Source organism: Streptomyces sp. NBC_00667 (genome assembly GCF_036226825.1).
Lineage (GTDB): Bacteria > Actinomycetota > Actinomycetes > Streptomycetales > Streptomycetaceae > Streptomyces.
On sequence record NZ_CP109022.1, the window covers coordinates 299,605 to 321,680 of the forward strand.

The 22,076-nt window shown below is 69.2% G+C and carries 16 protein-coding genes and 1 pseudogene; 8 read left to right on the forward strand and 9 right to left on the reverse strand.

All coding sequences use genetic code 11. The annotated features are described in order from the left end of the window. Window positions 1-900 precede the first annotated feature (900 nt). Both OHA81_RS01415 and OHA81_RS01420 read left to right on the forward strand, forming a co-directional pair. The gene (locus OHA81_RS01415) at window positions 901-1,257 is read left to right on the forward strand and encodes a transglycosylase family protein (protein ID WP_443056396.1); all 357 of its coding nucleotides are present in this window, start codon (window positions 901-903) and stop codon (window positions 1,255-1,257) included. 422 nt (window positions 1,258-1,679) lie between these two features. After that, window positions 1,680-4,271 (forward strand): D-alanyl-D-alanine carboxypeptidase, encoded by a 2,592-nt coding sequence (locus OHA81_RS01420; RefSeq protein ID WP_329191900.1) that lies wholly within the window; start codon window positions 1,680-1,682, stop codon window positions 4,269-4,271. 81 nt (window positions 4,272-4,352) lie between these two features. On the opposite strand, the gene OHA81_RS01425 is transcribed toward OHA81_RS01420, so the two are convergent. Further along, window positions 4,353-5,222, reverse strand: a complete 870-nt coding sequence (locus tag OHA81_RS01425) for a patatin-like phospholipase family protein (RefSeq protein ID WP_329191902.1) — start codon at window positions 5,220-5,222, stop codon at window positions 4,353-4,355. A gap of 82 nt (window positions 5,223-5,304) precedes the next feature. Here OHA81_RS01425 and OHA81_RS01430 point away from each other — a divergent pair, with 82 nt between their 5' ends. Continuing rightward, on the forward strand, window positions 5,305-5,865 hold the full coding sequence (locus tag OHA81_RS01430) for a TetR family transcriptional regulator (protein WP_329191904.1): 561 nt from the start codon (window positions 5,305-5,307) through the stop codon (window positions 5,863-5,865). A gap of 94 nt (window positions 5,866-5,959) precedes the next feature. Here OHA81_RS01430 and OHA81_RS01435 read toward each other — a convergent pair whose 3' ends face one another. The 5 genes from OHA81_RS01435 to OHA81_RS01455 all read right to left on the reverse strand — a co-directional run bounded on the left by OHA81_RS01435 (window position 5,960) and on the right by OHA81_RS01455 (window position 14,133). Then, window positions 5,960-8,242, reverse strand: coding sequence for a peroxidase family protein (locus tag OHA81_RS01435; protein WP_329191906.1), 2,283 nt, complete (start codon window positions 8,240-8,242; stop codon window positions 5,960-5,962). A 96-nt stretch (window positions 8,243-8,338) separates the two neighbouring features. Further along, window positions 8,339-9,505: a hypothetical protein gene (locus OHA81_RS01440; protein ID WP_329191908.1), complete on the reverse strand. Its 1,167-nt coding sequence runs from the start codon at window positions 9,503-9,505 to the stop codon at window positions 8,339-8,341. Next, a complete protein-coding gene (locus tag OHA81_RS01445) occupies window positions 9,502-10,902 on the reverse strand; it encodes a Dyp-type peroxidase (RefSeq protein WP_329191909.1) in 1,401 nt (466 codons plus the stop codon). The genes OHA81_RS01440 and OHA81_RS01445 overlap by 4 nt, the downstream gene beginning before the upstream one ends. Before the next feature lie 17 nt (window positions 10,903-10,919). Next, window positions 10,920-12,668 carry a hypothetical protein gene (locus OHA81_RS01450; protein WP_329191910.1) on the reverse strand — a complete coding sequence of 583 codons (1,749 nt, stop codon included), beginning with the start codon at window positions 12,666-12,668 and terminating at the stop codon, window positions 10,920-10,922. Window positions 12,669-12,852: 184 nt separating this feature from the next. Continuing rightward, complete coding sequence (locus OHA81_RS01455) at window positions 12,853-14,133, reverse strand: beta-ketoacyl-[acyl-carrier-protein] synthase family protein (protein WP_329191912.1); 1,281 nt, start codon at window positions 14,131-14,133, stop codon at window positions 12,853-12,855. A 66-nt stretch (window positions 14,134-14,199) separates the two neighbouring features. Between OHA81_RS01455 and OHA81_RS01460 the strand changes: the two genes are divergently transcribed. The 5 genes and pseudogenes from OHA81_RS01460 to OHA81_RS01480 all read left to right on the forward strand — a co-directional run. Beyond that, window positions 14,200-14,817, forward strand: a complete 618-nt coding sequence (locus tag OHA81_RS01460; RefSeq protein ID WP_329191914.1) for a TetR/AcrR family transcriptional regulator C-terminal domain-containing protein — start codon at window positions 14,200-14,202, stop codon at window positions 14,815-14,817. 386 nt (window positions 14,818-15,203) lie between these two features. Beyond that, on the forward strand, window positions 15,204-15,581 hold the full coding sequence (locus OHA81_RS01465) for a transposase family protein (protein ID WP_329191916.1): 378 nt from the start codon (window positions 15,204-15,206) through the stop codon (window positions 15,579-15,581). 181 nt (window positions 15,582-15,762) lie between these two features. Next, entirely contained in the window at window positions 15,763-16,953 is a 1,191-nt protein-coding gene (locus OHA81_RS01470) for an NAD(P)/FAD-dependent oxidoreductase (protein WP_329375201.1), read from the forward strand. Then, a complete protein-coding gene (gene sigJ / locus OHA81_RS01475) occupies window positions 16,950-17,840 on the forward strand; it encodes an RNA polymerase sigma factor SigJ (RefSeq protein WP_329191921.1) in 891 nt (296 codons plus the stop codon). Before OHA81_RS01470 ends, sigJ begins: the two co-directional genes overlap by 4 nt. Before the next feature lie 182 nt (window positions 17,841-18,022). Then, a pseudogene (locus OHA81_RS01480) lies at window positions 18,023-18,205 on the forward strand (FAD-dependent monooxygenase); the annotation flags it as partial. A 387-nt stretch (window positions 18,206-18,592) separates the two neighbouring features. Here OHA81_RS01480 and OHA81_RS01485 read toward each other — a convergent pair. The 3 genes from OHA81_RS01485 to OHA81_RS01495 form a co-directional block, all read right to left on the reverse strand. Beyond that, entirely contained in the window at window positions 18,593-18,754 is a 162-nt protein-coding gene (locus OHA81_RS01485; RefSeq protein WP_037792689.1) for a hypothetical protein, read from the reverse strand. Window positions 18,755-19,096: 342 nt separating this feature from the next. Then, on the reverse strand, window positions 19,097-19,681 hold the full coding sequence (locus OHA81_RS01490) for a hypothetical protein (RefSeq protein ID WP_329191923.1): 585 nt from the start codon (window positions 19,679-19,681) through the stop codon (window positions 19,097-19,099). Window positions 19,682-19,803: 122 nt separating this feature from the next. Beyond that, window positions 19,804-21,663 carry a multicopper oxidase family protein gene (locus OHA81_RS01495; RefSeq protein WP_329191925.1) on the reverse strand — a complete coding sequence of 620 codons (1,860 nt, stop codon included), beginning with the start codon at window positions 21,661-21,663 and terminating at the stop codon, window positions 19,804-19,806. Window positions 21,664-22,076: the final 413 nt, after the last annotated feature.

Below are 22,076 nucleotides of genomic sequence, written 5' to 3' on the forward strand. Positions count from 1 at the left end.
ACACTCTCTTCCTCCTTGCGTGGGGGGCCCGCCAAGGTGGGGGGCGGCGGGACAGGGATGGGCGTATTGAAGCCTGAGAGCGCTCCCAGCGTCCGAATGTGTTCATCTTCTGTCAATGCCCTTGACGTGGCCGGGGGTCCCCGTTCCGAGCCATGGCCGGAAGTCGTACCGCCGGAGGCCATGGCGGAGGACTACTTACCGCCCTCGGCCGACCAGCCGCGCACAGCACCGATGCGCATCCACGACATCGGGAACAAAAAATGATAAAAGATACCTGTCAAACGCGCTTTACAAGACCTTCACCACCTCATTGGAGTACATCCTGTCAGGCATCGCGAAGCGTTACTGGACTATGACAATTACTAACTACTCAGCAGTGGTTCCGCAGCGCGCGAGAGTTGACATCCACCGCGTCCGGCTCAGAGACACAGCGGGCAAGTGGACGTGCAGGCTTCAATTCCCACGAAGAGCACAACAATGGGCCGGCAGCAGCGCGAGGTGGACCTCCAGCACCTTCCCCGTTCCGGCCGCCGGACCTTACATCACACCTCGCTCGCCAGCAGCCGTTTGGCGGGCTGAGACACGACAACGGCTCGTGGTATCCGGTGCAAGAGTCGGCGCAGTTCTTCCAGAAGGCCGGCCGTCCGGGCCCGCTTGAGGCGGTCAACCGGTTCGGCTTCGGCGAAGCAGGCGACAGGGGTGGTGACGTGGCCTGTTACCCACGACTCCGATGCCCCACCCCCCGACCACAAGTGATGAGTCGAAAGGCGGCGCCTCGTCGACGACCTTCCGCCGGGCGCCACCCGATTCGCCGGCGCCTGCGCATAAGCCATGGCCTGACGACCGTAAGCAGAGCGGCCGGATATGTGGGCCGGCCGTTCAGACCGTAAAGGAAGACCGATGTCTCCTATTCAAGTGAGCCGGCGAACCGCAAGCGCCCTCCTCGCACTACTCTGCGCCGCGCTCCTCTACCAGACCGCCCTGACCGATCCGAGCGCCCATGCGGCCATCCACCCCTTCAAGCCCCGCGTCAACTGGGATGCAATCGCCCAGTGCGAATCGGGTGGCAATTGGCACGCCAACACGGGCAATGGCCACTACGGCGGCCTGCAGTTCACCCAGTCGAGCTGGAAAGCCGCCGGGGGCCACAGATATGCCAGGCGAGCCGACCTGGCCACGAAGAAGGAGCAGATCACCACTGCCAAAAGGCTGGCGGCCATACAGGGAATGGGGGCTTGGAGCTGCGCCCGCCGGTAGGGAGCATCGAGGCAGCCGCGGCCACGAGGATGATGTCCTGTGGACATGGTCGCAGCCCTTGCCTGCATGGAGCCTGCCGGGACACCGCCTGCGGGGTCATCGCTCGGGACCGGACCGGCGGGACGCCCCGCACGAGCGGTTCAAGCGCGAGGCCGGCGTGCAGGTCCCCCGTTCCCTTCCCTGCTGCTTCCGGTGCTTCCGTCCAAGCGGCGAGCCGCCTCTGACGCGTAGAGAGACAGGGCGGACGGTAGCTCTAGGGCGATCTTCGCACCAGGCTTGTCCATCCTTCGGGCGCCCGTACCGGCGAGGATGGAACGCGGGAGCCGGGTCGAACATCTACTTGATCAACGGGCCCGGGACGGGCACGCGCGACGTGACGGTGAGACCGGCGGAGCCGGGCGTGAACAGCAAGGTGGACGTGGATGAAGGCGGAAACGGTGGCGGGCGACGGAACGGGCGACACGCTTGCCCTGGCCGGGCGGGAGGGGGTCGACGCCGATACCGAAGCCCCGGCCGGGCCGGAGGGGGACGACGCCGACGAACCGGTCACCGGGCGGAAGCCGACCGGGGCGGAGCCGAGCTCCGGCACCGCTTCCGAGAGCGAGCCGGCCGCCGGGGAAGGGGAGGCCGAGGCGTCGTCCGCGGCTGCTGACGAGGACTCCGCGGTACGGAGGACCCGGGACGACGGGGAACCGCTGGAGACTGACACCGCTTCGGGGAGGCGCGCACCCGAGCGGGAGACCCCGGCCAAGGCCGAAGCCGTGGACGCGGACACCGCCGCCGACACCGACACCGACACCGACACCGACACCGACGAAGAAGAGGGCACCCCTGCGGACGGGCACACCCGCCCGGCGCAGGCCGACTCCCCCGGCCGGGAAACCGTAGGCAAGACCAGGCCCGTAAGCGCGGAGCCTCCCGCGGACACGCCCGTCCCCGGGAACGACGGGTCCCCCACCGCGCGGGCCGACGCCCGCGACGAGGAGATCCCGGCCGGCGTGGGCTCCGGTTCAGGGGCGGACGTACGTGTGGAGGACGAGGGCCGCGTCGCTCAGGACGACGTCCCCGACCCTCAGGGTGCCGACGCAGGAGCGCGGGGCACCGATGGCGGCGCGTCCGCCACGGCCGACGGCGGCGCGAAGCGCGCGGACGCCCCGGACGACACCGCACCGGCGCGACGCCCTTCGTGGGCCAAGGGGGACGATCAGCCGGAGGAGGACGACACCCCGGCGCGCGCCGAGGCCCGCGGAACGGCCACCCTGGCGGGCGCGCGGGCCCCCGGCGACGGCGAGGCGGGCGCCCCGCCTACCGACGGCGGCCGGGCCGGTATATCCGGGCCCGAGGGCGGGCCCCGGAAGGACGGAGTCGACAAGAGGGCGGACGCCCGGCAGGCCGCCGGGGAATCGCGGGACAAGGCCGGTGCCTGCTCCCCCTCCCCCGACCCGGAGGAGGTGGCCGAGCGGCCCGAGGACGGGACCGGCGACCGGCAGGCGACCGAGGGGGACGAGGCGCCCGCGCTGCGGAAGCCGAACGACGCGGGCGCCGACCTCGCCGCCGAGAAGCCGACCGGTACCCGCGCGGCGGCGCAGCCGCACGACCCGGAGCGCACCAGCCAGTTCGGCGTTCTCAAGGCCCCCGACGCCACCAAGCCCGCATCGCCGCCGGAGCCCGCGCCCGAACCGCCGGTCCTCGAACCCACCCGCGAGACCCCCCGCCCGCCCCTCGAACTGCTCGCCGAGCTCACCCCCACCGCTCTCCCTCCGGAGACCCCGCGCCGCACCCTCGTGCGCCGCGTCAAGGTGTGGACCCCGATCGTGCTGCTGCTCGCCGCCGCCGTCGCGGGAGGTCAGATGCTGCGCCCGCTTCCCACCCCCCAACTCGTCGCCACGCAGGACTCGGTCACCCTGGACGGCACGACCGCCATCCCCTGGCCGGCCGAGGGCCAGGCGGCCGTCCGCATCCCGGGCTCCGGCGACATCGGCACGTTCGGCGAGCAGAAGCCGGTGCCGACGGCCAGCGTGGGAAAGGTGATGACGGCGTACGTCATCCTCAAGAACCATCCGCTGCGCAAGGGCGACCCCGGCCCCCTCATCGAGGTCGACGCCAAGGCGGTCGCCGAGGGCAACTCCGATCACGAGTCGCGGGCCGAAGGGCTCACCGCCGGACAGAAGTTCAGTGAGCGGGACATGCTCAAGATGATGATGCTCCCGTCCGCCAACAACATCGCCCGCCTGCTCGCTCGTTGGGACAGCGGGAACGACGGGGCGGCCTTCGTCGCGAAGATGAACGCCGCCGCGAAGGAACTCGGGATGCGCGACACCACGTACACGGACGCCAGCGGTCTGAACTCCGGCACCGTCAGCACCGCCGTCGACCAGCTCAAGCTCGCCGAAGCGGTGATGCAGGAGGAGACGTTCCGCGTGATCGTGGCGATGGACCACGCCAAGATCGAGGGCTTGCCCGAGCCGATCGACAACAGCAACGACCTGCTCTCGGTCAAAGGTCTGCGCAACATCGGCATCAAGACGGGGTCCAGCACCCCGGCCGGCGGCACCCTGATGTGGGCCGCGGACCAGCCCGTCGGCGGTGACACCCCGCTGATCCTCGGCACGATGATGGACCAGCACGTGGACGGCCCGGACGAAGACGGCCGGGAAAGCCTGAAGCTGGTGCTGAAGAACAGCCGCAAGGTCATCGAGGCGGTCCGTAAGGCCCTCACCGCCGCTCCCGTGATCCACAAGGGGCAGACGGTCGGTTACGTCTCCGACGGGCTCGGCGGCCGGACCCCGCTCGTCGCGACGAAGGACCTCGCCGTGATCGGTGTGCCGGGCCAGCGGCTGCGGTTCACGCTCGGCACGGCCGGCGGCAAGTCCGTACCCCACGAGGCCAAGACCGGCACCGAGGTGGCCGTGCTGACGGTGGGCGACGGCCCCGGCTCGAAGACCGTGCCGGTGGCGGTCGGCACCCGGCTCGCCGAACCGTCGTTCGCCACCCGGGTGACCCGTCTCTCCTGAACGCGGTCCCCCGAGGCCCACAGTTGCGGAGCGCTATGCTCCGCGACTGTGGTGGGGCTGTTCCGGTGGTGCGGTGGCTCGTCACCGTCGGGGCGCTCCGTCCGTGTCGGATCGGGTCTCCCATGCGAGGCGGAGCTTCTCCGCGGCATCGGCGGCTTGGCGCAGACCCGCCTGGTACGCCGGTTCCCAAGCCCTGCGGTCGTTCAGGTCTGAGCCGAACGCGCGTATTGATGCCGGATCGGGCTCGATGGCGACCGCTGTGTGCGCCCCGGCGACCGCCAGCTCCTGGTCGAGCAACTCGCGGGGAAAGAGGTGCGCTTGTGGGTCGATCACGACGAGCGTGCGGGCTCCGGCTGCGAGTCCGGCGTTGGTAGCCGATCGCAGGGAGCCGTCCATGTATCGGCGGCCGTTGACGGTGATCGGCGGGTAGATGCCCGGGAAGGCCGTGCTTGCCGCCACGGCGGAGGGCAGCGGGGCGCCACTGGCACGGTCGAAGACCTCCTGCTCGCCGGTCTCAGCGTCCAGCACGGTAATGAGCAGCTTCCGGTCCGGCCACTGGTCTGCGCCGGCCAGGGCGCGCATCCGGGCGATGTGTGCCTGCTCGGGGCCGGTCTCGGCGGCGAGCGCGATCTGGCCCACTCGGCGCCGCGCCTCGGACGGGTTCGCGGCGGCATTGCGAAGCACGGCGAACGCCTCGCCCAGTCGGCGCCCGTCCACCTGGGGCGGGGTGCCGTCGGAGTCGGCGGGGCGCACAGGAGTGGCGAGCCGGCCGGGGTCCTGACCGGTGGCCAGCACTGCACCGATGATCGCGCCGGTCGAGGTGCCGACGATCAGATCTGCCTCGCTGAGATCCACCCCGCCGCGGCGCAGTCCGCAGGCCAGTCCTGCCATCCAGGCCGCGCCGACGGGCCCTCCGGCGCCCAGTGCGAGTGCCCGGTCGAGCGTGTGCATGACTGTCTCCTCCCGTTATTGAAACAGTCGTACCATATACTGACGCAGGCTCAGACCGGCAGTACGGAGAGGATGGTTCACCGTGGGACGACCCCCGGATCCCGCCCGGCGGGAGGCCACGCTGGCGCGGGCGACCGATTACGTGCTGGCGCACGGTCTGGCCGGTTTGAGCCTGCGGCCGTTGGCTGCGGCTCTCGATACCAGTCCGCGGATGCTGCTCTATGACTTCGGCAGCAAACAGGAGTTGGTAGCTGCCGTCCTGGCCGAGGCCCGCCGCCGCGGTGCGACACGTTTGGCCGAGAACCTCCCTCCGGAGGCGGCCTCTGCGGAGGAACGACTGCGCGGCATCTGGGCCTGGATCAGCGCACCGGAGCGCGCCCCGTTCGTCCGGCTGTTCTTCGAGGTGCACGCCGACGGCCTGGCTCACCCCGAGAACTACCCGGACCGGGCCGAGGCGATCACGGACTGGTTCGACATCCTCGGCTCCACGTTCCGCGACATCGCCACCGGCCCTGACGACTCTGTCACTCCCACGCTGGTCATGGCCGTCATCCGTGGTCTCCTGTTCGATCTCACGACCACAGCCGACCGCCGCCGCACCGACCGCGCCCTGGACCGCTTCTGCGAACTCCTGCGGCATTGAATCGAGACCAACGATCAGAGTGACGACGAAGGGGCGGTCGTCCCGGGCGCCGAGAACACCGCTGCCGGGCTGGGGAAGGCCCAAGGGCGGAGCCTCATGCGGGGGGCCGGAGCGTCGTCCACGGGGTGAAGGCGTTGTCCACGGACCGCAGGGCTGAGCGCAGTTCCGGGAAATGGCGCAGCATCACGCTGGTCATGCTGTTGTTCTCGATCCAGTCCAGGCCGGTCTGCGTGTACACCTGTGGCGTGTAGTCCCTGGTCAGAAATCGGTCGCTGTTGAGCCTGCGTGAGGCCATGAGGACGAATATCCGGAAGGCCGTGTCGCTGAAGGCGAAGCCCTTGGGGCGGGGCTCTGCGTACATGCCCACCATCAGGTCCACGCGTTCGATGTCGTTGTCGTAGAGCCGGCGCATCTCCTCGGCCCAGACCGGGTTGTCCGTCAGCGCCGCGAAGTCGGCGGCGGGCTCCAGGTGGAGCCGACGCCGGAACTCGTTGTACCTGGGCACGCCCATCTCGCGTATGCGCAGCACGTCGACGGCCGCCAGGTCCATGAGCTTGTCGTCCGGGCGCTGGAACTCCTGGAGGAACTTGGGGTAGTTGTGCAGGGTCACGAGGCCGGGGTGCGAGGTGCCGAAGGAGTAGAAGAGGTCCGGCAGCTCGTGGCCGGCGAACACCTCGTACGCGCGCCTGCCGGTCAGTTCCCGGAAATCCGTCTCCTGGAGCAGCGAGTCGTCCAGGGCCGAGCGGAAGCTCCAGTCATCGGGCACCAGGGGGTGCATCCGGTAGACCGCCACGAACTCCTCGGTGAGGGCGTACGGGACGCCGAAGTGATCGGTGCTGCCGCCCACGATGCCGCTGAGCAGCTCGTTCCTGCTGATCCTGCCGAGCAGCCGTTGCACCCGTTCGCCCAGCAGGCCGTACCAGTTGGCGCGCAGCGCGGCCACGGTCGTCGGGTGGCTGATGACGGCGGGGGTCCACTCCACGGTGTGGATCTTGGCAATGAGCGCGGCGTTGATCAGGCGCGCCCGCTGGAAGAGCTGTTCGTCCGACCAGGCGGGGAACTCCCGGCGCAGCCGGTCGCAGATGGTGTTGTGCTCCAGGATGAACACGTACTGCATCATCAGCAGGCCCAGCCAGAAGCCGGGAGTGTTCGCGGGATCCAGCTCCGGGGCATCGGGGAACAGCCTGCCGTCGCGTGCAACTTTGAGTTTGCCGTGCGCGCCCGAGCGCAGCCGCCGTTGGGTCGCGAGGTCGCTCCCGTAGAGCTGGGAGGCGTCCCACCAGTGCGAGTTCTCGTTGATGTGCGTCGGCGGCAGGCCGTCGCCGCCTTCGCTGCGGGTGGCGTCGGGGAGGGTCCGGGGCACGAGCATCGGTGGCGTCGGCCAGAGGTCGTCGCCCTCGAGTTCGATCCGCCAGGGGTCGTCGATGGCACCCTGTCCGTGGCTGACCCAGTCGCGGATCATGAACTGCAGCCATGCGGCGACCAGTGCGTTGACGGACGTGGCAGGGATGAACTCGTCCCGGGTGAGGAGCGTACGGCTGACCTCGCGCGGGCTGGGAGTGAGGATCTGCGGCTCCGGCTCGGGAAAGGTCACGTCCGGCGGGACGTTGCGCCCGAAACGGGAGTGCGCCATGCCCATGCGCGGGTTGTCGAGGTCGTTGTAGGAGCCGTCGGCGGTGCGCTCGGTGAGGTGCCGTGCGGCCGGCGGCTCGATGTCGGGCACCCCCTGCGCGGGGTAGCCGCTGGTGTCGTGGAGGTTGTTGCGGCGCAGATTGTCGCGCAGGCCCATGAGGGTCAGCAGGCCGAGCGGCTTGGGCAGGCACTGCCAGCCGACCTTGCGGTCGACGGCCAGCGCCAGCTGGTCGTGCAGGCGCACGAACGGCGAGCAGGCGCCATTGCCGTCGGCGTGGACCGTCGGGTTCGCACGGGACCGGGCGTGGAAAGGGCCTTTTCGCATCGTGGGGTTCCTTTCGGCAGCCAACTCGGTCGAAGGGGTCAGTTCGGACTCACGCCGCGGCCACTGGGCCACCAGCGTGAGGGCGACGTTCAGCGAGGAGATCGCCGTGGCGGCTGCCGCCGCCCGGGGCCGAAGCGTGCCGCGCCGGCCGGCCGCGGCGGCCGACAGCGCGTCGCTGGTGTGGATGACCGTGCCGACGCGCAAGGCCCGGGCGATCCGGCCCGGGTCCTGGAGGAACAGCAGTTCGGCTCCGATGAACACCGTTCGCACACCGAACATGCGCAGGACGTGGCCGAGGGCCGGCTGCGTTTCATCCGCCCCCAGCCGACGGGCCACCACCTGTGGGGCCAGTAGCGCCGCCACACCGTTCACCAGCCGGATTCCGGCGAGGCTGTATCGCGCGAAGGAGCGCGCGTCCATGGCCATTACCCTTCCGAAGGGACAGTGCGGGAAAGAGGCGCTGCGGGAACTACCGGCCCATATACGACGATAGTAGACATTGCGCCTGTCCGCGCGTCATGCGGCTGTCGTGCCGGGATCCGTGTGCGGGGTACCGTTCATCGCTTGCCTGAGGTGTGAGAGGCGCAGGTAGACGGCACGGCGGGCGCGGTTCTGGTTACCGAGGGGGCGGTGCTCGGGCAGGGCGTGCCAAGGGTTGAAGGTCAGCCGATCGGCGAGCGCGAACTGCTCCGCGCCGGCGAACTCCTGTCGCGGCAGCCGCAGTGTGGCAACGGGCACGAAGGGCGACAGGCGCTCGGGCCACACCACAGAGGCGTTCTCGATCGGCATCCGGTGGGGGTCCGTCTGCAGTTGGACGAGGAAGTCGAGGACGACATCGCGCTCGCGCAGGGTGGCGGCCAGGGCCTGGCGCAGGTAGTCGTCGACCGGGTGCCACGGGGCGCGGCTTCGCACGCCGTCGCGCGGGGCGATGGCGTACTGCATGGCCTGGCCTTCGCCGAGCAGGTACGGAACGCAGCTCCAGTAGCGCGCCTCCAGGGGGCTGGAGTGGGTTTTGGCGTACAGGCCCTGCATGACCATGTCGCACAGGTGCGGGTGGCGGGGGCCGATGAAGTACAGGACGGGGGTGCCCGCGTAGACGTGCTGTTGCAGCTTGAGGTTCTCGGTGATGTCCGGCGTGGTGAACGTGGGCGTGGTGATGCCCGTGAAGTCCTGGGTGCCCCGCTCGTCGTCGAGCAGTGTCGCGCCGTCGACGCCCAGCAGTTTGACGGCGATGCTGAGCACTCCGTTGTCCTGGATGTCGGGTGGTGCGAGGGGGCCCGGACCGGCGAAGCGGACCCAGGCCCGGTACGTCGCCGGGTGGCTGAACACTCCGTGGCGCAGCCGCTCGGGGAGCCCGTCCGGCACCGTGAACTCTCCGTGGACGACGCCGTAGGTCTTGGTGTTTCCGGCTCGCTGGGCGGTACCGGGGGTGTACTCGCGCATGATGAACCGGGCCATCTGGTGGGCAATGGCCTCGGTGGTGGCCGCTTCGTCGGGCAGTGACCTCTCCTCGGCGATGCGCAGGTGCTCGTCGTGGCGGCGGACGTTGACGCACCACTGCACCAGGGTCTGGACCGGCCCGCGGAGGAGGCGGTCGGCCGTGGGGCGGATGTAGGGGTCGATGCGCCGCTCAAGCCGAACACAGGCCAGGACCGCGTCGTTGAGCCGCTGTCGCGCGTTCACCGGTGTCCGCCCGGTCGCGCGCCCTCGCACAGGTAGCGCAGCGCCTGGAGGCCGGGCAGGAAGAAGTAGGCGCCGCCCTGGACCGAGACGAACTGCGGCAGGTCGCGGTAGCGGGTGCGGACCGGCCTCGCCTGGACGGTGAACGTCGCATCGTGGTTCTGACGGGCCGCGACGAGCGGGTCCGGGCCGTCGTACAGCCCATTGAAGTGGGCGTTGTTCAGCCAGGTGTGCTGGATGAACTCGAACTGGCGGGAGATGTTCGCCCCCAGGCACAGGAAGTGCAGGCCTCTGTCCCCGTCCCCGTCGCCGTACGCACGGCCGCGGCGCAGGATCCGGTGGCGTCGGCCGATGGCGACCGACTGGGCCGATCCGGGTCGGGGATCCAGCGAATCGCGCGGGTTGGCCCGGCGGACGTGGGCGCCGAGGGGGCAGCTCAGGCCCTCCGGATCGGTGGCGAAGTAACCGAAGTCGTTGTCCGAGCCGAGGCTCGGGGCGTCCCGCAGCGGCGCGTGCACCAGTGGCGCGCCGCTGCGCCAGCGGCCGACCATGCGTGCCGCGAGCACCTCGCGGGCCTCGGGATCGTCGGCGCCGTCGGGGTGACGCGTCGCCTCTTCGAGGTACCGGTGGAAGCCCGCGACGTCCTGCCTGAGCTGCCGGAACACCAGATAGCTTCCATTGCGTCCGAAGTCGGCGGCGCCGCCGCCGTCGGGCGCGCGGGGCAGCAAGCCGAAGGTGTCGCACGCGGCGGGCAGCAGCGGCCGGTCGGTGAGCAGTCCGTATTCGTTGGCGTAGCCGAGGACGAACTCCCCTGCCTTGACCGCGTCGTCGTCGGCGGTGGCCTTCGACAGCCCCTCGACCAGCGGCTGGGAAATGCCGTCACGGAAGCCGAAGGGCTCGCGATCGGTCAGCCGGGACGTGCCCAGGCGGACGGCCTCGGTGAGCCCGCCCCCGGCGAGGACGTCGTGGCGAACCTGCGACTCCAGCCGGTCCAGGCGCCCTTCGTCCCGGGCGTACAACAGTGCGAGGACGTCCACGGGCGGGGAGTCGGGGCCACCCCAGCGCCAGTGGCTCGGCGCGTTCTCCCCCACGTCTCCCAGGAGACGGGAGCGGTTGGGGTCGGTCATGCCCGAGACGAACTCATGTGAGAATCCGTCGAGTTCGCTGGGGTCCAGTCCGAGGCGGCGCATGCCCTCCGAGGTGAAGGCCAGGTTCAGGGCCGACTCCGGTGGCTCCGCGCTGCCGCTCGTCGCCAGCAGGGCGAGTCGTCCCAGCGCGGAGCGTGCGACAACCGGGTCGTCCACCGTGAGCAGCAGGAAGCAGGCCGACTCCAGTGCGCTGTAGCCGCGTGCGACGAGGCCCTGGATGTCGTCCAGTTCCAGGCGCGCAGCTGCTGTCATCACCGTCACACCCTTCTCTAGAACAAGGCGAGCCAGGCCCGGGTCTCGGCCGGGCCGAGTTCTCCGAAGAGACCGGCGCGGATGCGGGCGTTGGTGTCGAGGTTGCGCGTGGTCAGCGCGTCGTACGCGGAGTACCACACCTGCGTCGGCAACTGGTGGCAGCGCAGATAGTGCTTGAAGGCGAGTTCGTCCTCGGCACCGTCCCGCACGAGCCACCTGGTGCGCGGATAGCCGTGGCCGTTGCTGAAGACGGCGTTGAGGCCCCAGGCGACCTTGTCGATGAAGTCGTCCATGTAGCTTTCCAGGCTGCCGTCGTAGTTGCTCGCGAAGATCACTCGCCGTCTGTCATCGATGAACAGCCAGCGGGCGAAGTGGATGGTCTTGACCCCGGCGAGGCTGCCCCGGTTGAAGAAGTGGCGCACGCCGTAGTCGACGGCGAACAGCACCCCGGTCAGCGTGGCCCGCCGGAACCGGCCGTACTTGACGAGGCCCACTGCCGTGAACGGGTTCTGCGTGGTGAAGTCCTCGCAGGCCGCCAGCCTGGCCACGTGGTCGGGGGAGGGCCGCTCCCGGCTGGGGACGTCACGCCTTTCGTGCCGGCGCAGCACCACGACCCAGACCGGCAGGCCGATCAGGATGACGGGCAGCAGGGCGATCGCGGCCAGCGGAACCCCCACGAGGTGCGCCGCCTCCCGCATCCTCCACCGCAGCGTGGGCGGCGCGGGACCCGCCCGTGCCCACGCCAGGTCCGGGCGACCGGTGACGTACCGCTGGATGGCGGCCCGTACCTGTGCCGGATCCGCGCCGGCCGGCTCGGCGCCGCGCTGGTCGAGGAACTCCTGGATCGCCTCGCGCAGCCGGTCCTCCTGCCGGATCCGGTGCAGGCCCCGGCCGACGGTGTTGACGTAGAAGGCCGAGCTGGGCACGGCATGGGCCCGTAGCCAGGCGACCCGCGTGGCATCCGGCTCTCGGGGCGGCGGATAGCCCTCGCAGTGCCCGAACACCTTTTCCAGTCCGCTGCCGGCCTTGCCGACGAGGTCGGCGAGGTGCGCGTCCATCGGAGCGTCGACCTCGCTCATGTAGACGATGCTCGCCGGCATCGTCTGCCCGGCGTGGTCCTTTTCCTCGGGAACGAGGACCACACGAGCGAAGTGGACGCCCGCCAGCTCGGCGAAGGGGAGGAACTCGCCCCCGGTCCCCCTGCGATGTGCCTCGGCCAACACCTCTTGCACCTCGGCCACCCGCTCCGGAGGCAGCGTGGCCCCGATGGTGACGGCGATCTGCTGCGACGCGCGGCGGGCCGAAGCCGGTGCCGGCGAACCGGGGTAGGACAGGGCGAAGTTGAGGACCTTGCGCCGCCCCCAGTAGACGATGCCGAGATAGACGCCGGGCTTGACCTCCCGGATCTCGTCGCGGATCCAGTGCGCGAGGAGCGACGTCCGGGAGTAGTCCAGTACGGTGCACTCCCCGTTGTCGAGCCGGCTCGCGCCCCGGTAGACCTTGGCCCGTATCGCGCGCACTCCGAGCGGCGTGACCCTGTTGCGCAGTTCACCCCGTTCGGCGTCGAAGACCTTGCCCTTCCACGCGAGGAGCCGTGCCCACCGCGCCGCCACCTTCGCCACCATCGCCCCGCGCGCCACGAGCACCGTGCCGCGCGTCTCACCGACGGGTATCCCGCCGGCGCGGCTCATGCGGAACAGGTCGTCGAGAGCGGGGCGGGAAAGGGCCATCAGCTGATCGACGTCCGCCCCCGTGTCATGGCTCATCGCACACCTCCGTGGGCCACATCACCAGCGTATTTCAGCCCGCACCTCCCGGCATTTCGGCGGGGCGGGGGGCGCCGCAAGGTCACGGAAGCCGCCGATCGGGGCTCTGATCGTCCCGATCGGAGCAGCCTCGCCATGCGTCATGCCCCGGGCGGCGGCTCACGCCGACCGCGCTGCGGTGGTGTCACGTACGACGATGCTGCGCATGCGACTCGCCTGCCGCAAGGGACGTGTGGTGCCGTGCGCCGGTGACGATGAGCGAGACGTTCTGCCCGCCGAAGCCGAAGGAGTTGCTGAGCACGGCCTCCTGGGGGACGTCTCGTCGCTCGGCGACGACATCCAGGTCGATGTCGGGACCGACGCCGGCCGCGGTGAGGTTGCGGGTGGGCGGGATGACGCCGTGCTTCACACTGAGGACGGCGATGAGCGCCTCGATCGCGCCGGCGGCGCCGAAGAGATGGCCGAGCGCCGCCTTGGGGGCCGTGACGGTAGCGCGGCCGAAGACCTCTCCGATCGCGTGTGCCTCGGCGACGTCGCCGACTGGTGTGCCGGTGGCGTGGGCGTTGATGTGGCTGATCTGCTCGGGCGCCAAGCCGGCTTGTGCGAGGGCTTTCCGCATGGCCGAGATCTGACCGGAGCCGTCGGGAGCGGGCGCCGTGATGTGGTGGGCATCGGCGGCGATGCCGGCGCCCGCGAGCACCGCGTGGACGTGGGCGCCCCGTGCGTTGGCATGCTCGGCGCTTTCGAGCACCACGACAGCCGCGCCTTCACTGAGGACGAATCCGCTGCGGTCCGCGGCGAACGGCCGTGACGCCGAGGCGGGTTCAGCGGTGTGCCGCGAGAGTGCTTGGGCCTGGGCGAAGCCGGCGACGGTGATGGGGGTGATCGCGGCCTCGGTCCCGCCCGCGATGACCACGTCCGCCTCGCCGGCGCGGATGAGCCTGGCCCCCAGGGCGATCGCCTCGGCACCGGAGGAGCACGCCGAGACGGGCGTGTAGACCCCCGCCCGTGCGCCGTACTCGATACTGATCAGCGCCGCCGCGGCATTGGGCATGAGCATCGGGACCGTGCGTGGCGAGACGCGCCGGGTCCCGGCCGCCTCCAGTGCGTCGTCTTCCTTCAACAGCGTCCGTATGCCCCCGATGCCCGTGCCGATGGCCGATGCGAGCCGGTCGGGGTCCACGTCCGGGGCGCCGGCGTCGGCCCATGCTTCCGCCGCCGCGGTGAGGGCTGCCTGCTGCGAGCGGTCGAGCCGCCTGGCCTGCACCGGCGGCAGCGATGCAGCGGGGTCGATCGCCATCGTCCCCGCCACGGCGCCGGGAAGGCCGGCGCCCTCGTGGCCGGGCAGGACGCCGCCGCGGATGCCGGACTCGCCGGCGAGCAGGGCGTCCCAGGTGGACACCACGTCCCCACCGAGTGGCGTGATGGCGCCGAGTCCGGTCACTACGACTTCAGTCCCGTGCATTCCATGGACCTTTCTTGTATGCGATACAAGCGAGCGAAACCCTGTTGTATCACATACAATTTGGGCGTGGAGACGAAGCGAACCGAAGCCCGATCAACGCCGGGTCGGTCGCGTGACCGCGGTCGCGCGACCAGGCGCCGGCTGATCGAGGCCACTGCACAGCTCTGCAAGGAGCGGCCCGGTGCCGAGTTGAGCGTCGCGGCGATCGCGAAAGCGGCAGACGCCTTCCCGAATCAGGTCACCTACTACTTCGGCTCCAAGGACGCGCTGCTCGTGCACGCCGCTTTTCTCGGCTTGCTGCACGACGCCCGACGCATCGAGCGCATCGGGCGCCAGGCCCCCGACGCGGCGGCATTCCGGCGCAACGTTGCCCGCGCCGTCCTGGCCATGCCCTCGCTCCCCTCGGTCGCGCGCGCACTCGCCGCCGGGATCTCCAAGCCCGAACTCGCTCCCGTGGTCGACCAGCACCTCCAGCTGCTGTTCCGGCAATCCGAGCGCTTCGTGAGCCAGCTCATCGACAGTCGCGGCTGGAGGACCCGTCGACCGCTCAGCGTGGAGGCCAGGACGTTCTGGAGCACCGCGCTCGGCGCAGTGCTGCTCGTCCGCGCCGGAGCAAACGGCACTGTCGCCGACCTCGACCTCGCCGGAGCATTGACCATCCATGACGGACCCGAACCCGGCTAAAGGTTGTTGCAGAAGGCTCAGGCTTGGGCATTTTCCATTTATGGGTGGGGCGTTGCGGGCTGAGCCGGTGTGGGTGGAGACGTTCACGGGCTTGCGGATCGACCGGTTCGCGAGGCTGGTGAGGGTGGTCCGGGAGCGGGGCGGAAACGGTCCTGGTAGTGACCGTCCGTGGTGCCTGCCGCTGGCGGAACGGGTGTTGCTGGTTGGGGTCTCCTCGGCAACGGTCTGCCGTGTGATCCAGCGGTTGCGCGGCCGCTGCCGGCGCTGGAGCCGGCCCCGCGGCCGGTGGCCGACGTGGACCGGTTGTGGATCGTGGACGGCACCTTGATTCCGGTCCGCGACCGCACCTTGCCGCCTCGTCGAGGAACTACCGATTCTCGGCGAACGTGCAGGTCATCATCCACACGGACAGCCGACTGATCGTCGCGAGCGCCCGCCCGGCGCCGGGAAACAAGGCAGACGCCCACGTCTGGCGTGAGTCGGACCTGCCCGCCAGGGCCGCCGGAACGACAGCCATCGCAGGCGGGGCCTACCTCGGCACCCGGGCTCATCCTCCCGCACCGCAGACGAGCCGGCCGCCCCTCCTGCGTGCCCAGGAAGAGCACAACGCCGAACACCGACGCGTCCGCGCCCGCGTGGAGCACACCTTCGCCCGGATGAAGAACTGGAAGATCCTCCGCGACTGCCGTCAGGGGCCGACGCTTGCCAGGGTGACCCCGGCGAAGGCGAAACGGGATGCGGTGCTTCCCGTCAGTTTCTCGTAGAAGGGCACAGGGTGCTGTCCGTGCTCGTATACATCGACTCTGCGCCAGCCAGGCTGCTGCTCGACGAGCCGGCAACTGCTGCCGCGACCTGCGGACAAAATCAATCGCGGCTCAGCCCGTAAGTGACGCACGTCACTTCGCGTGGTGTCACGTTTCCGTCGGCACACGGTGTCTTGAGGGCATGAGCAAACACAGCAGCCCCAACAAGGTCGTGGTCATCGGCGGTGGGTACGCCGGGACGCTCGCGGCCAACCGCCTGCGGGCACGCCCCGACGTCGACATCACTTTGGTCAATCCGCGCCCGGAGTTCGTCGAACGCATCCGGCTGCATCAGTTCGTGGCCCGTACCGGCGAGGCCACGATCGACTACGGCACGCTGCTCGGCGAGGGCATCGAGCTGGTCGTCGACAGTGCCACGCGCATCGACGCCGCCGCCCGCACGATACGGCTGGCATCGGGACGCACACTGGACTACGACTATGTGATCTACGCGGTCGGCAGCACCGGAGCGACACCTGCATCGGTGCCCGGCACGACCGAATTCGCCTACGACGTCGCTGAGCTGAAGTCCGCACAGCGGCTGCGTACCAGGCTGGAGGAGTTGCCCCTCGATGCTCCGGTCACCGTGGTGGGCGGCGGATTGACCGGCATCGAGACGGCCGCCGAGCTGGCCGAGCAAGGGCGCAGGATCACGCTGGTGTGCGGGCGCACCCTGGCGCCGACGTTCAGCGCGCCCGGCCGCCGGTACATCGCCACGTGGCTGTCCCGGCACGGTGTCGCCGTACTCGAGGCCGCCTCGGTGAGCGAGGTCCGACAGGACGCGGTCGTCCTTGCCGACGGTGGGGTGCGTCCGAGCGCGCTGGCGATCTGGACGGCAGGTTTCGGGGTGCCGGAACTGGCGGCGGAGAGCGGGCTGCGCACCGACCCGATCGGCCGGTTGCTCACCGACGAGACGCTGACCAGCGTCGACGACGACCGCATCGTCGCGGCCGGCGACGCCGCCGCACCCTCGGGACAGCCATTGCGGATGAGCGGCTACGCCGCCGGGCCGCTCGGGGCGCATGCTGCCGACACCGTGCTGAGCCGTATCGCGGGAACCGAACCAGCCGTGATCGATCTGGCCTTCACCGGGGCGTGCGTCAGCCTCGGTCGGCGTGCCGGCATCCGACAGCTCGCCCGCAAGGACGACACCGCGGTGAACCTCTACATCGGCGGCCGCGCGGGAGCGGCGATCAAGGAGGTGACCTGCAGGTTCGTGGTCGCGAAGCGGATCCGCCGCGAGGCGGTCAAGCCGGGTTCCATGGGCTGGCCGAAGGGCGGCCCGCGTCCCTCGGGAGCGGACTCCGCCGCGCGGAAGGCCACCTCTCCGTGAGCACCGACGAGCACGCCGAGCGGTTCACCCTGCTGCGGCCGCTGTTGTTCACGATCGTCTACGAGATCCTCGGCTCGGCGACCGACTCCGACGACGTGCTGCAGAACAGCTATCTCCGGTGGGCCGAAGTGGACCTCGCGACGGTACGGGACACCAAGTCGTATCTGGCCCAACTGGTGACCCGACAGGCACTCAACGCTTTGCGGACGAGCGCGCGCCGCCGCGAGGACTACATCGGCCCGTGGCTGCCCGAGCCGCTGCTCCTGGACGAGAACGACGCCTCAGCCGACGTGCTGCTCGCCGAGTCGGTTTCGATGGCGATGCTCGTGCTGCTCGAAACACTCACCCCCGATGAGCGTGCGGTGTTCGTGCTGCGCGAGGTGTTCGGCTTCGAGTTCCGAGACGTCGCCATGGCGGTGGGCAAGTCCGTGTCGACGGTGCGTCAGGTGGCGCACCGTGCCCGTGAGCACGTACGGGCGCGGCGCAAGCGCTTCGAGCCCCTCGATGCCGTCACGACCGCGCGGATCACCGAGCAGTTCCTGACCGCGGCGACCACCGGCGACCTGGACGGACTGCTCTCGCTGCTCGCACCGGACGTCACCTGGACCGCCGACAGCGGCGGCAAAGCCACCGCGGCACGCCGGCCGGTGGTCGGAGCGGAGAGGGTGGCCGCGGTCCTCATGAGCCTGTTCCGCCTGGAGCGGCTGGCGGACTTGCGGATCGAGAGGGTGAACTGCAACAACACGCCCGCCCTCGTCCTCAGCGGCGAACGCCTGGAAGGCGTCTTCCTGATCGAGACCGACGACGGGAAGATCACCCATTTCTACGCCATGCGCAATCCGGACAAACTCCTCGCGGTGGCGGTCCCCCGTCGGATCAGCCGGTAGGAGCAGGCGGCAATCAGGTGTAATCACGCATGTCCGTCACCGGCGGACGGACGTCGGCGGCTCCACGTCGATTTCCGCTGCAGGGCTCACCCCGGTTTGACCAGCTCGACTGAACGACGACCAAGGAGTTGACCTTGACCGACACGCTGGTAGTGATCGTCGGCGCGGGGCCGACCGGACTGATGCGCGCGTGCGAGCCGGGGCTTGCCGGGATCGATGTGCTCGAGCGTCTCCCGAAGCCTCGAACGGTGGAGTCGCGGGCCGGAGGGCTGCACATCCGCACGATGGAGACGCTCGATCAGCGGGGCCTCCTCGACCGGTTTCTCGAACGTGGCTTCCGCAGGCAGGGTGTGCACTTCTCCGGCCTCCGGCTCGACGTATCCGATGTGGCGACGCGGCATCCGTACACTCTCGTCATCATGCAGTCTCCGCCGCGCCGAGCGGCGGCCACGGCATGCTGCCGGGGCAGTCCAGTCGGGGCGCTGACAAGGGTTCGACGCAGAGCACCGTCCGTGCCTCACATCAAGCCGCCGCCTCATGACCGGGGCCGGGACGGCCGTCGATCGTTGGAGGTGAGCAGGTTCCCTGCTGTGTCACGGCGACCGCCCCGGCTACCTCACGGATACCCCCGACGTCCCATTTCACCCGATAGCGGTTTCCGCCCCGGCCCTGGACATGACGGTGGCCTGCACCCTGGGAAGGGCGCAGGCCACCGGCTTGCGGTGTCAGCTCCTGGCTATTGTCGTGTGCGACTACCAGCGGTACCAGCGACCGCTGCCGCCCTTCGGGCGGGCGACGAACCCGATCAGCCACAGCACCAGAACTGCGATGGCGACCCACCAGAGGATCTTCACCGCGAAACCGGCACCGAAAAGGATCAGAGCGAGCAGAAGAACAAGAAGCAGGGGAACCATAGTTATCAACCTCCGAACCGCCTACTGCCCGGCCACGCTCCACCCATGCGTTCGAATTTTATGCGTTTCTTATTGCGCGAGGCGGGCAAGAGAACCGATCAACTCTCCCCGCACCGAGGGCATGTACAGGCCGAGCGGCCACAATGATCCCCCAGAGCAGGCGGCCCGACATGCGGCGTACCCGAAGATCCTGCACGGCGCCGTCGCTCATCACGGGGCGTACCTGCCCACCTGGTCGCGGGGGAACGCAGGCCGCACCACCGGCTGCCGGCTCCGGTGATCGGCGTTGCTGCATGTGATCACGCCGTTGCCGACCAGAACCCGCGCCGTGTCCAGGCGCCGCTAGCCGACCCGACCCGTGCGGTGCCGGGCCCGATCGCGGAACCAGGCACCGGTGCCCACCAGCACTGCCACTCCCACACCGTAGAGAGGCAGCCACAGGGTCGTCGTGGCCGCGAGGCACTCGGCAACAGCCTTACCGGCTTGGACTTCCTGTGCGAGCGCCAGGGCCGCGCCGTCAGTGCCGGTCATGTTGCCGAGCGCGGCCTCCGCCTGGAGGGCCTGGTACCTGCCCAGCAGCTCGCACTCACGACGCGTGCCCGGCATCGGAAACAGCCAGGCCTGACGCTGTAGAAGGGGGGCGAGAGCGAGCGCCACGCACAGGCCTACGACCAGCGCGTAGGCGACCAGGCCGCGCAGGTATGCCGAACGGATGCCCGGCGTCCACTCCGCCCGGTGCTGGAAGGCGAGCATCACCGCGAGGAGCGTCACTCCGATGAACGTGGCGAACCACTGCCACGAGCCCTGGGCGAGCGCGAACGTCAGCACAACGGCGAGTCCGATGCCGATGACACCAGGGGCGGGAGTGTCATCGCCTGCTGCCGCGGATGCCGGCGTCGGGGTCTCACGCGGGCTGGGTTCGCTCATGGGCCTCTCCTGCAGCAGGAGGAATCATCGCTCTAGCACGGATTTCGAGTGGTGGCACGAATGCTGTTCCGGCACCTGTCGGCCGTTGGGAACGGACCAGCACAGGCGGGTCGATCGATCCCTCAGAGGTCGTCGCCTTCGTCGTCGTCAGCGCCGTGGTCGCCGCCGTGGTCGCCGCCGTGGTCGCCGCTGGGGTCTCCGCTGTGATCACCAGGGCCCACGATCGTCCACGGACGCATCAGGTCGTCGTCCTCGTGTTCAAGAAGGTGGCAGTGGTGGACGTACGTCGCTGGGAATGCGGTTCCGCTGCCCGGAATCGACGCGATCGGATTCGTCGGCGGGCTGAATTCTTGACTGATGATCCTGGTCACCGTCTCCGGATACGCTTTGACCGTGTCCTTGTCGGATTGCGCTTCGTCCGGGTCCGGCGGAATCGGTGGGCCGGTGAAATATTTGGCCAATACCGGCCTGTCCTCCCGCTTGCGGCCACCGTCGATCCACTTTTCGTAAGCCGCCTGGTAGCCGGCTGCATCGATCGGCTGCCTGTTCACGACCTGGAAGTTGACGAGATGGACATGCATCGGGTGGGCGTCATGGTTGGGATTGACGTACTCCCAGATCTCTGACGAGCCCGCCTTGATGAAGTCTTCGGACGGTTCCATGAACGGCACCGCGTTGAACGTCATGGTGCTGAAGAGCTTGTGCTGGTACACGACCCATTCCCGCCGACGGGTGTTCGGTTTCGGCACGATGGGCACGGCTACCGGCAGTTTGAGGTCCTTGGGCGGAGTCGTCTTGTCCGACCCTCCGGACAACGGTTTCGTGACCCGGAATTGCATGATTTCCGAGATTTGCGGTCCGAGGCCCGGCATACCGGGGTAGTGGACCGGCGCGTGGTAGTTGCTCAATGTGATCTTCGTGCCCATTGGCATTTGACCGAAGTCAACGATCAGGTCGTACCGCTCGGCTGACCCGATCAGGAAGTTCAGCATCTGCAATGGAGTGCGAAAGCCGCCGTCGGTGCCGATCAGCCAGAACGGCAACGTGGGCTGAGGCAGTACGTCCCTGGGAACGTCGAACCTCAGTCGCCAGAAGCGCTCGTTCGAACCGTTGAGAATGCGCAGCCGGTAGCGTCGCGGTTCGACGGCGAGGAAGGGATACGCCTTCCCGTTGACGACCGGGGTGTCCTCCCCTTCCCGCTGAGCCATCGTATAGGCGAGCGATCCGTCCCGGTTGAAGGTCCGGTCTTGCAGGATGAGTGGGACTTCGAATTCCCCTCGCGGCAGGCCGAGCCCCTCATCGGCGGGGTCACCCACACGATAGAGACCGGCGAGGCCCGCGTACACGTTGAGGCTGGTCATCCCCATGCCGTGATCGTGGTACCAGAGCATGCACGAACGGTCCTGGTTGGTATAGGCGCAGATCGCTTCGTTGCGTTTGACCCGGCTCGGGTTCAAAGTGGTATAGGACTCGGCGTGGATTCCGTCGGGGCTGAACGAGTGCAGCGGCATGCCGTCGGACTGTGGTGCTGTGAAACCGCCGTGCTGGTGTACGACGTTCCACACGTTGACGTTCTGCGGAAATGGCGGTTTGGTCTTGTAGGGAGGCGGTGCAATCGGGGCGAGCTCGGGGTCCGCCTTGCGAATGGTGTCGATCACGGACTGGAACAGATGGGTGGTCGGCAGGTGGTTGCGATACTTGATGACCGTCGGCCGGTCCTTGGTCACGTTGAAGGTCGGCCCCAGATAGCCCATGCCGATCGGCTTGTGAGGATCGTGCGGGTTCGTGGCCCAGTAACCCCACACGGTTGCCGGCCCGAGATCGCGGTGGAAGCGCCACGTGCCTTGCCGCATCGTGAGCTCGTAGTAGTCGGCGCCCGGGTAGGCGGAAACATCCGGGACGGCCGTCATCGGCCTGGGCAGCGGGTCCACGTACTTCTCCAGGGGAGGGGTCTGCGGCACCGGGGCGTCCGCAGTGCCCATGCCGTGACCCCCGTGGCGCGTCCCGTGATCTGCCGACGATCCGCCTGTGCTCGAAGAGCACCCCGTGGAAAGCATGGCCGCACCCCCCAGAGCTCCACCGGCCATGAGGAATTCCCTGCGCCCGACCATCGTCTCCCGCCTTCCATCGCCGTGACGCCCAAGGGATACATGACTGGTTCGAAACCTTGCCGCAGCACGCCGGTCTGATCCGGGAAAGCCACCTGTTGGGCACATTCTTTTGGCATATGCGACAACATCATCGTGACCGGTGTGGTCGGTCGCGTTGTGGTGATGTGCAGCGCCCGAGTCGTCTCTCAGCCGGTCACCGACTGCAACCGCTGCGGGCCCCCCATCATGGGGGACTTCGCCACCAGTGCCGTCGTCCTGACGAGGACATTGCACGTGACGACGTA

Coding starts and splice junctions, on each gene's coding strand:
- OHA81_RS01415 (WP_443056396.1), top strand. CDS start 901: ATGTCTCCTATTCAAGTGAGCCGGCGAACCGCAAGCGCCCTCCTCGCA.
- OHA81_RS01420 (WP_329191900.1), top strand. CDS start 1,680: ATGAAGGCGGAAACGGTGGCGGGCGACGGAACGGGCGACACGCTTGCC.
- OHA81_RS01425 (WP_329191902.1), bottom strand. CDS start 5,222: ATGCACACGCTCGACCGGGCACTCGCACTGGGCGCCGGAGGGCCCGTC.
- OHA81_RS01435 (WP_329191906.1), bottom strand. CDS start 8,242: ATGGACGCGCGCTCCTTCGCGCGATACAGCCTCGCCGGAATCCGGCTG.
- OHA81_RS01445 (WP_329191909.1), bottom strand. CDS start 10,902: ATGACAGCAGCTGCGCGCCTGGAACTGGACGACATCCAGGGCCTCGTC.
- OHA81_RS01450 (WP_329191910.1), bottom strand. CDS start 12,668: ATGAGCCATGACACGGGGGCGGACGTCGATCAGCTGATGGCCCTTTCC.
- OHA81_RS01455 (WP_329191912.1), bottom strand. CDS start 14,133: ATGCACGGGACTGAAGTCGTAGTGACCGGACTCGGCGCCATCACGCCA.
- OHA81_RS01470 (WP_329375201.1), top strand. CDS start 15,763: ATGAGCAAACACAGCAGCCCCAACAAGGTCGTGGTCATCGGCGGTGGG.
- OHA81_RS01485 (WP_037792689.1), bottom strand. CDS start 18,754: ATGGTTCCCCTGCTTCTTGTTCTTCTGCTCGCTCTGATCCTTTTCGGT.
- OHA81_RS01490 (WP_329191923.1), bottom strand. CDS start 19,681: ATGAGCGAACCCAGCCCGCGTGAGACCCCGACGCCGGCATCCGCGGCA.
- OHA81_RS01495 (WP_329191925.1), bottom strand. CDS start 21,663: ATGGGCACTGCGGACGCCCCGGTGCCGCAGACCCCTCCCCTGGAGAAG.